The sequence below is a fragment of the Streptomyces sp. SAS_272 genome (assembly GCF_052543235.1).
In genome coordinates, this window is record NZ_JBMNDR010000030.1 from 1 (window position 1) to 5,731 (window position 5,731).

Annotated in this window: 6 protein-coding genes and 1 pseudogene; 4 read left to right on the plus strand and 3 right to left on the minus strand. The window is 68.5% G+C overall.

What is annotated here, in order from left to right:
- Positions 1-255 precede the first annotated feature (255 nt).
- Positions 256-1,443 carry a flavin-containing monooxygenase gene (locus ACN6LD_RS18485; RefSeq protein ID WP_445043759.1) on the minus strand — a complete coding sequence of 396 codons (1,188 nt, stop codon included), beginning with the start codon at positions 1,441-1,443 and terminating at the stop codon, positions 256-258.
- Between the two features lie 166 nt (positions 1,444-1,609).
- Here ACN6LD_RS18485 and ACN6LD_RS18490 point away from each other — a divergent pair, with 166 nt between their 5' ends.
- Positions 1,610-2,176 (plus strand): hypothetical protein, encoded by a 567-nt coding sequence (locus ACN6LD_RS18490; protein WP_445043760.1) that lies wholly within the window; start codon positions 1,610-1,612, stop codon positions 2,174-2,176.
- Positions 2,177-2,400: 224 nt separating this feature from the next.
- Here ACN6LD_RS18490 and ACN6LD_RS18495 read toward each other — a convergent pair whose 3' ends face one another.
- Positions 2,401-3,192, minus strand: a complete 792-nt coding sequence (locus ACN6LD_RS18495) for an FG-GAP repeat domain-containing protein (RefSeq protein ID WP_445043761.1) — start codon at positions 3,190-3,192, stop codon at positions 2,401-2,403.
- A gap of 12 nt (positions 3,193-3,204) precedes the next feature.
- Here ACN6LD_RS18495 and ACN6LD_RS18500 point away from each other — a divergent pair, with 12 nt between their 5' ends.
- Both ACN6LD_RS18500 and ACN6LD_RS18505 read left to right on the plus strand, forming a co-directional pair.
- Complete coding sequence (locus ACN6LD_RS18500; protein WP_319193155.1) at positions 3,205-3,408, plus strand: hypothetical protein; 204 nt, start codon at positions 3,205-3,207, stop codon at positions 3,406-3,408.
- 593 nt (positions 3,409-4,001) lie between these two features.
- Positions 4,002-4,139: pseudogene (locus ACN6LD_RS18505) on the plus strand (transposase); the annotation flags it as partial.
- 545 nt (positions 4,140-4,684) lie between these two features.
- Here the strand turns inward: ACN6LD_RS18505 and ACN6LD_RS18510 are convergent.
- The gene (locus tag ACN6LD_RS18510) at positions 4,685-5,203 is read right to left on the minus strand and encodes an ATP-binding protein (RefSeq protein WP_445043762.1); all 519 of its coding nucleotides are present in this window, start codon (positions 5,201-5,203) and stop codon (positions 4,685-4,687) included.
- Positions 5,204-5,462: 259 nt separating this feature from the next.
- Between ACN6LD_RS18510 and ACN6LD_RS18515 the strand changes: the two genes are divergently transcribed.
- Positions 5,463-5,731 (plus strand): helix-turn-helix domain-containing protein (locus tag ACN6LD_RS18515; protein WP_445043763.1); only part of this gene is annotated, 269 nt, incomplete at its 3' end.

Consider the following 5,731-nt stretch of genomic DNA (forward strand, 5'->3'; position numbering starts at 1 on the left):
GCCACGGCCGCGGTGCGGCCGAGCAGGGAGCGGCGGGACATTCTGGGGGTCGGCCGGCTTTCACTTGCCACGTGCGTCCTCCGACGGGCTTCGGGAGCGAGAGGGGATGAACCTGAAAGGTGAACAGGTCTCACATTCTGGCTCCGTGAGAGGGCGCACGACAACGCTCTCGCCGCATCTTGCACACGTGTAACGAGCAGGTGATTCAAGGGAGTTACCGATGGTTACACCGGCGGTCGCGAAGATTGCGCGGAGTCACCGGCTCCGGCGGCGCACCGCCTTGGCGATCCGCTCCGCGTCGAGCGCCAGTTCGCGGAGCGTCCCGCTGATGGGGGTGGTGTAGCCGGTGAAGAACAGGCCGGGGGCGTCCTTCGGGGTGCGGGGGCCGTGGACCACGGGTCTGCCCTGGTCGTCGAGCACGCCGAGATGTCCGACCAGGCCCTCCAGGGCGCGGACGTACCCGGTGGCCGCGACGACGGCGTCCGGGGAGACCCGGGAGCCGTCGGCGAGCACGACCTCGCCGTCCTCGAAGCCCTCCACGGCGGCCACGATCTCCACGCGGCCCTTGCGCACGGCGTCGATCAGGCCGACGTCCTGCACCGGGATCGCGCCCTGCCGGGCCCGGGTGTAGAGGCCGGTGTCGGGGCGCGGCAGCCCGTGCGCGGACAGGTCGGGGATGCTCGCCTTCGCCATCACCCGGGATATCCGGTCGACGAGGGCGACGGGGAGCCGGCGGATCATGATGCCGCTGTACTGGGCGGCCCAGCCGGCGGTCGAGCGGCGCACGATGTGCGGGACCGTGCGCACGGCCAGCCGCACCCGCCCCGCGCCGTTCTCCACCAGGTCGACGGCGATCTCCGCGCCGGTGTTGCCCACGCCGACGACGAGGACGTCCCGGCCGGCGTACTCCTTGCCGCTGCGGTAGTCGGCGGCGTGCGTCAGGTCGCCCGTGAACGTCTCGCGGCCGGGCCACCGGGGCAGGTGCGGGGTGTGGTTGTAGCCGGTGGCGACGACGACCGCCGAGCCGAGGAGCTCACGCCCGCCGGTGGCGCGCAGCAGCCAGCCGATTCCGTCGGCGGTGCGCTCGACGCGGGATACCTCGACGCCGGTGACGATCTCCAGCTCATGGACCTCGGCGTACTTCTCGAGGTAGCGCACCAGGTCGTCGCGGGCCACCCACCGACCGAAACGTCGCGGTATCGCCAGCCCGGGCAGGGCCGAGAGGCGCCGGGTGGTGTGCAGATGCAGCCGGTCGTAGTGGCGCCGCCAGGACGCGCCCACCCCGTCGGCCTTCTCCACGACGACCGCCCGTATGCCCTGGGCACGCAGCGCGTACGCGGCGGCGAGTCCGCCGGGGCCGCCGCCGATGACGTAGACGGGGCGGTCGGCCGGGTTCGCGGCAGTGATCGCCTGGGGGGCCGGGCGCGGTGCGGAGTCTTCCATGAGCGCGAGAGTAATCACGTATGCCGTTGATGGGTCTCGGTCAAGACCGGAATTGGTTGCGGATCGATCACGCATGGGGGAGATGTGGGTGGAGCCGGTGGCGTAGGCCACTTGCTTGTGCGTAAACGGAGAAGGATGCGCCGCGACATCAGAAGTCCGGTCCCACGTGCTCTTCGAGCTGACCGAAGCGGTGCTGCGCTCTGAAGACCAGATCAACATGCTGGTCGTGCCCTCCCCCACGCATGAGATGCGGCGCGGACACGGCGCCCTGCGCGGGGCGCCGGACAAGGTCTGGTGCGCTCGAGTTGAGCACTGCTTGAATGCAACGGTGATCGAATTAGCGGCGGCTCTGCTCGTGGCCGGACTGACAGCCTGGTTGTTCTGGAGGAAGGCCGGGCAACGTGCGGATGGCGCAGCTCGGGGAGATGTGGTCAAGGTTCCCTGTCTGCTCCGGCATCCCGCGTTCGACGGCCGGTGGCTCCGTGGGCGGATGGTGATCGGCCACACCTCGATGGCCTGGGAGAACCGCGGCAGGGGCGGTGCGGCAGTGTCACTTCCGGCAGGGTTGCGCCAGGTCGGCGTACGTTCACCTTCGCTGCGTGAAGCTTGGAAGGTGAACGGCGGCTCCAGGATCATCGAGTGCGCCTCCTCCGAAGGCGCTGTTCTGGTCGCCGTGATGCCGAACGAGTTGGACCACGTGCTCACCGCCTTGAGCATGAACAGCGCCGCGTAGACGGCGACTTGCCATTCCCGCACAGGGCCGACAGCGAAGCGCTCGGAGTGAGCGCCGCGGACGTAGTGGACCCCAATGACATACTCACCGACACCGGGGACAGCTCGGCGCCTGACACCTCTTTCGCCGCCACACCAGCACCGGACGGCAGACAGGGCCTTCCTCGTCTGTGAAGGTGCGGGGAAGGCCCTGTCAGTCCGCTGATGGTGCTGGTCGTATGTCGGCTAACTGATGGTCTGGTAGTCGGTGAAGGCTTCGGATGCCACGGTGACCTGTTGTGTGCCGCTGGCGGTTATGCCACGGAAGGCACGGACTCGGCCGGAGTTCGGTGTGGTTGCCCACAGGTCGAGTTTGCCGTCGGCGTCGGCGTCGGGTGCTGCGGTGAATGTGGGCACAGTACTGGTGCTCCAGTTGGAGCCGATTCCTGTGCGGTTGGTGACGCCGATGTCATAGCCGTTGTCGCCTTGCTCGCCGTGGAAGACCCAGAGTCCTCCGACGTCAGGGCGGTCGTAGCGGACGACGAGGTCGGCTCGTCCGTCGTTGTTCCAGTCCCCGGGAGCGGCCAGGGTGATCTCGTTGATTTTTGAGTCTCCGTTGGCGAGGGGGTCGTCGGGGCCGCCCAGGAGGACCGGGTCGCGGTCGCTGTCGAGGCGGTCGTCGGTGTTGCCGTAATAGAGCCAGACGAAGGTGCCGTCGTTGACCACGAGGTCGGGGTAGCCGGGGGTGTCCGGGGTGCCGTCTGCGTCGACATCCAGAGGGCCGTCGACGTCTACGGCGAGGATCTGCTTGACGCCGTTGCTCCAGTGGTTGTTGGCGCTGTCGTAGACGCTGAGTTCGCGTTCGTCGTTGTCGGTGCCTGGGCAGTCTGTGCAAACGAAGCCGGAGCCGTCGTTGGGATGGATCCGCAGGCGGTTGCTGTCGGCGGTGGCATCGTGTTCGAGGGCGATGAGGTCCTCGTAGCCGTCGCCACATGGCGCACCCGCCCGGACCTGGAACTCGGAGATCCAATGTTTCATTTTGTTTGGGCCGTGGCGGTATTCGTGCTTGGTTTGCTGATCGCCCTCGACTACCGCAACATCGCGTTGCGTGTGTACGACGTCATCGGAATGGTCTCGCCCGGCGGCACGCCCAGCGGTCGCTTCACACCCGACCACTTGCGCATCGTATGGGGCCTCCTGGCTGTGATCGGCGCGGTGGTCGCAGTAGTCAGGGGCTGGGCGCTGTTCGCCTGAGCCTACGCCTTGTTGGCCCGCACCGGTCCGAGCGCTTGCGTGGCCTGCCGAGACCCAGCCTCGGCACCCGGATGGCTTCCAAGACCGCTTCGAATTGCGGGGAGTCGCCCGCCGCCCGGCCATGAGCACGGCGGACAAAGGCTTCTGCCCCTCCTCGACCGCGAGGTGAATTTTGCTGGTCAGTCCACCGCGAGAACATCCGAGGCGTGGTCGACCGGCTCGACGAAGATCCCGCCGGGCGGCTCTTTCTGAACTGAAGGTCCCCCTTTTCGTCGCTCCTGCGGCGTGCTGGTGGGTCCGGCAGCAGACGGTGGAGTCGACGTTGACGTCTAGGCCCTTGGCGTCCGCCTCGGCCTGGAGCTGGGTGAACATCCTTGCCCAGGTCCCGTCCCGCTGCCAGCGCCGGAACAGGTCATAGACCCGGTCCCATGGTCAATAATTTCGGGCACGTCCCGTCAGGGTGCACCGGTCCGGGTCCGCCACCGTATGCCGTCTATCAGCTGCCGCCGCGTCCACACCAGCGGACGACCCGGCTTGATGCCTTTGCGGCAGCAAGGGCTACAGTCGGGCCCCCTGGCCGTCACCACGTCCCCGGCCCGGCTGAGATCGACGTGCCCCGCGACCGGGAGGGCTCCTTCGAGCCGGCCATCGTCAATAGGCGGGAGCGCCGGCTTTCCGGCGCGGACGAGATGGTGCTCTCGCTGTCTGCGAAGAGCTCATGCACGGGGAAATCTCCGCGCACCGTGGCGGCTACTGCGACGAGCCTGCTGTTCAACTCGCCGCAGCGGCACAGCCATCCATGCCGGCCTATACCCCGAGCGGTGTGGCGCCGCAGGACGACGAACGCGGGCCTGAGCAGATCCATGGCCAGCCCCCTTGCTCTGGACGTGGCCCACCACCGAAGACCCTCCGACCTGTGCCGTCAACCCTGCTGCAGCCGTGGACCGGCGCGCGGCTGCCGGAATCTGTCCACTGGGGACCTGCCCGACGCTGTCTGTATGGATGACCAGCACACGAACCTGGCGTCGTCCACGCTCCGGCGCGAGCTCTTCGACGGCCTCGGACGGGCACTGTTCACCCGCCCCGCGCCGAAATCCGCACGAGCCCAGAGAAAACCTCCTCACGCGCGCCAAGGCCTCCACGACGGCCGTAGCCGAGCGCCTCGGGGTCTCCCGCCGCACCGTGGAACGCTACCGCTCGGGCGCTGTGAGGGGCTGGTTCTGCGCCGGGCGCGAAGGCGTCATGGCTGACCGCCTATGCAGGTTGGCCTTGCGGTTCACGTGGTCACCGGCGCGGGGGTGTGCGGGGCGTCGGTGCCGTACGCCGTCGCGCTCGCCCTTGGCAGCCTTGCCCACATTCGCGTCCCGCCGCCGGGTTCGTGGGCCTCGCCGAAGCCCCAGCTGCCGTCGCAGGCACGGCAGACGCAGGCGAGGACTCGTAGGGCCGCGCGGCGGCGGGTGTCGCAGGCTGCGGCGAGTTGGGGGTGTGTGTGGCGGGGGTGGCTGTCGTAGACGATCACGCGCAAGGTGTCCGCCCGGTAGTGGAGCGAGACGTGGAAGTTCGGTGACTCCGTGAACTGGGCGGCCACTGCGGTCAGTTCGCCCACCGCCTGAAGCGCCGGGTCCAGCATGTCGTGCAAACCGTGCGCCTTGAGCAGCTCACGTGTGGTCGTCCTCGCCAGGGCGGGGCTCGCCAAGGCCGCGGGGAGCGTGAGGTTGTAGGCGAGGGTCTCGGGGACGGGGGCGCTGAAGTCCGCCGGGAAGGTGGGGGCGGCGGGGCAGCGGGAGATGGGCATGGGGGCTCCTTGTCGTTCGTGCTCGTACTGGCCGCAGTCGGTGGCTCGTCTCCCTGGCGCGGGCCCGCCCATCCCAGGGGAGGAGCGTGCGGGCAGGCTCGCGCGGTGCACTGCCGACTGCCGTCTGTAGCGGACGCACTACTCAATGTACTGACTGTAGGGCCAATTTTGTTCCCCAGTAGGGAAACTTCACCCCCCCAGGGGCTACGCAGTGTGCGGAGGCGGCACACTTCTTGTGACCACACGCGGAGGGAACTGCATGGCAGCCAGGACGTCACCGACGGAGCGTCAGAGGCGAGTCGGGGTCGAGGTGCGCAAGATGCGCACCTCGGCGGGAATCTCTGCGGAGTACGCCGCCGGGCTGCTCGGTGTCGACCGGGCCAAGATTTCCAACATCGAGACGGGTATTCGTGCCATCAGCCCCGAACGCGTGCGCACGCTCGCGTGCAACTGCGACTGCCGCGACGAGAAGTACGTCGAAGCGCTGGCGGAGATGGCGCGCCCCGGGCAGCGGGGCTGGTGGGACAG

What these genes read in the sequence shown, in the direction of transcription:
- ACN6LD_RS18495 (WP_445043761.1), bottom strand. Translation starts at nt 3,192, where the DNA reads ATGAAACATTGGATCTCCGAGTTCCAGGTCCGGGCGGGTGCGCCATGT.
- ACN6LD_RS18485 (WP_445043759.1), bottom strand. Translation starts at nt 1,443, where the DNA reads ATGGAAGACTCCGCACCGCGCCCGGCCCCCCAGGCGATCACTGCCGCG.
- ACN6LD_RS18510 (WP_445043762.1), bottom strand. Translation starts at nt 5,203, where the DNA reads ATGCCCATCTCCCGCTGCCCCGCCGCCCCCACCTTCCCGGCGGACTTC.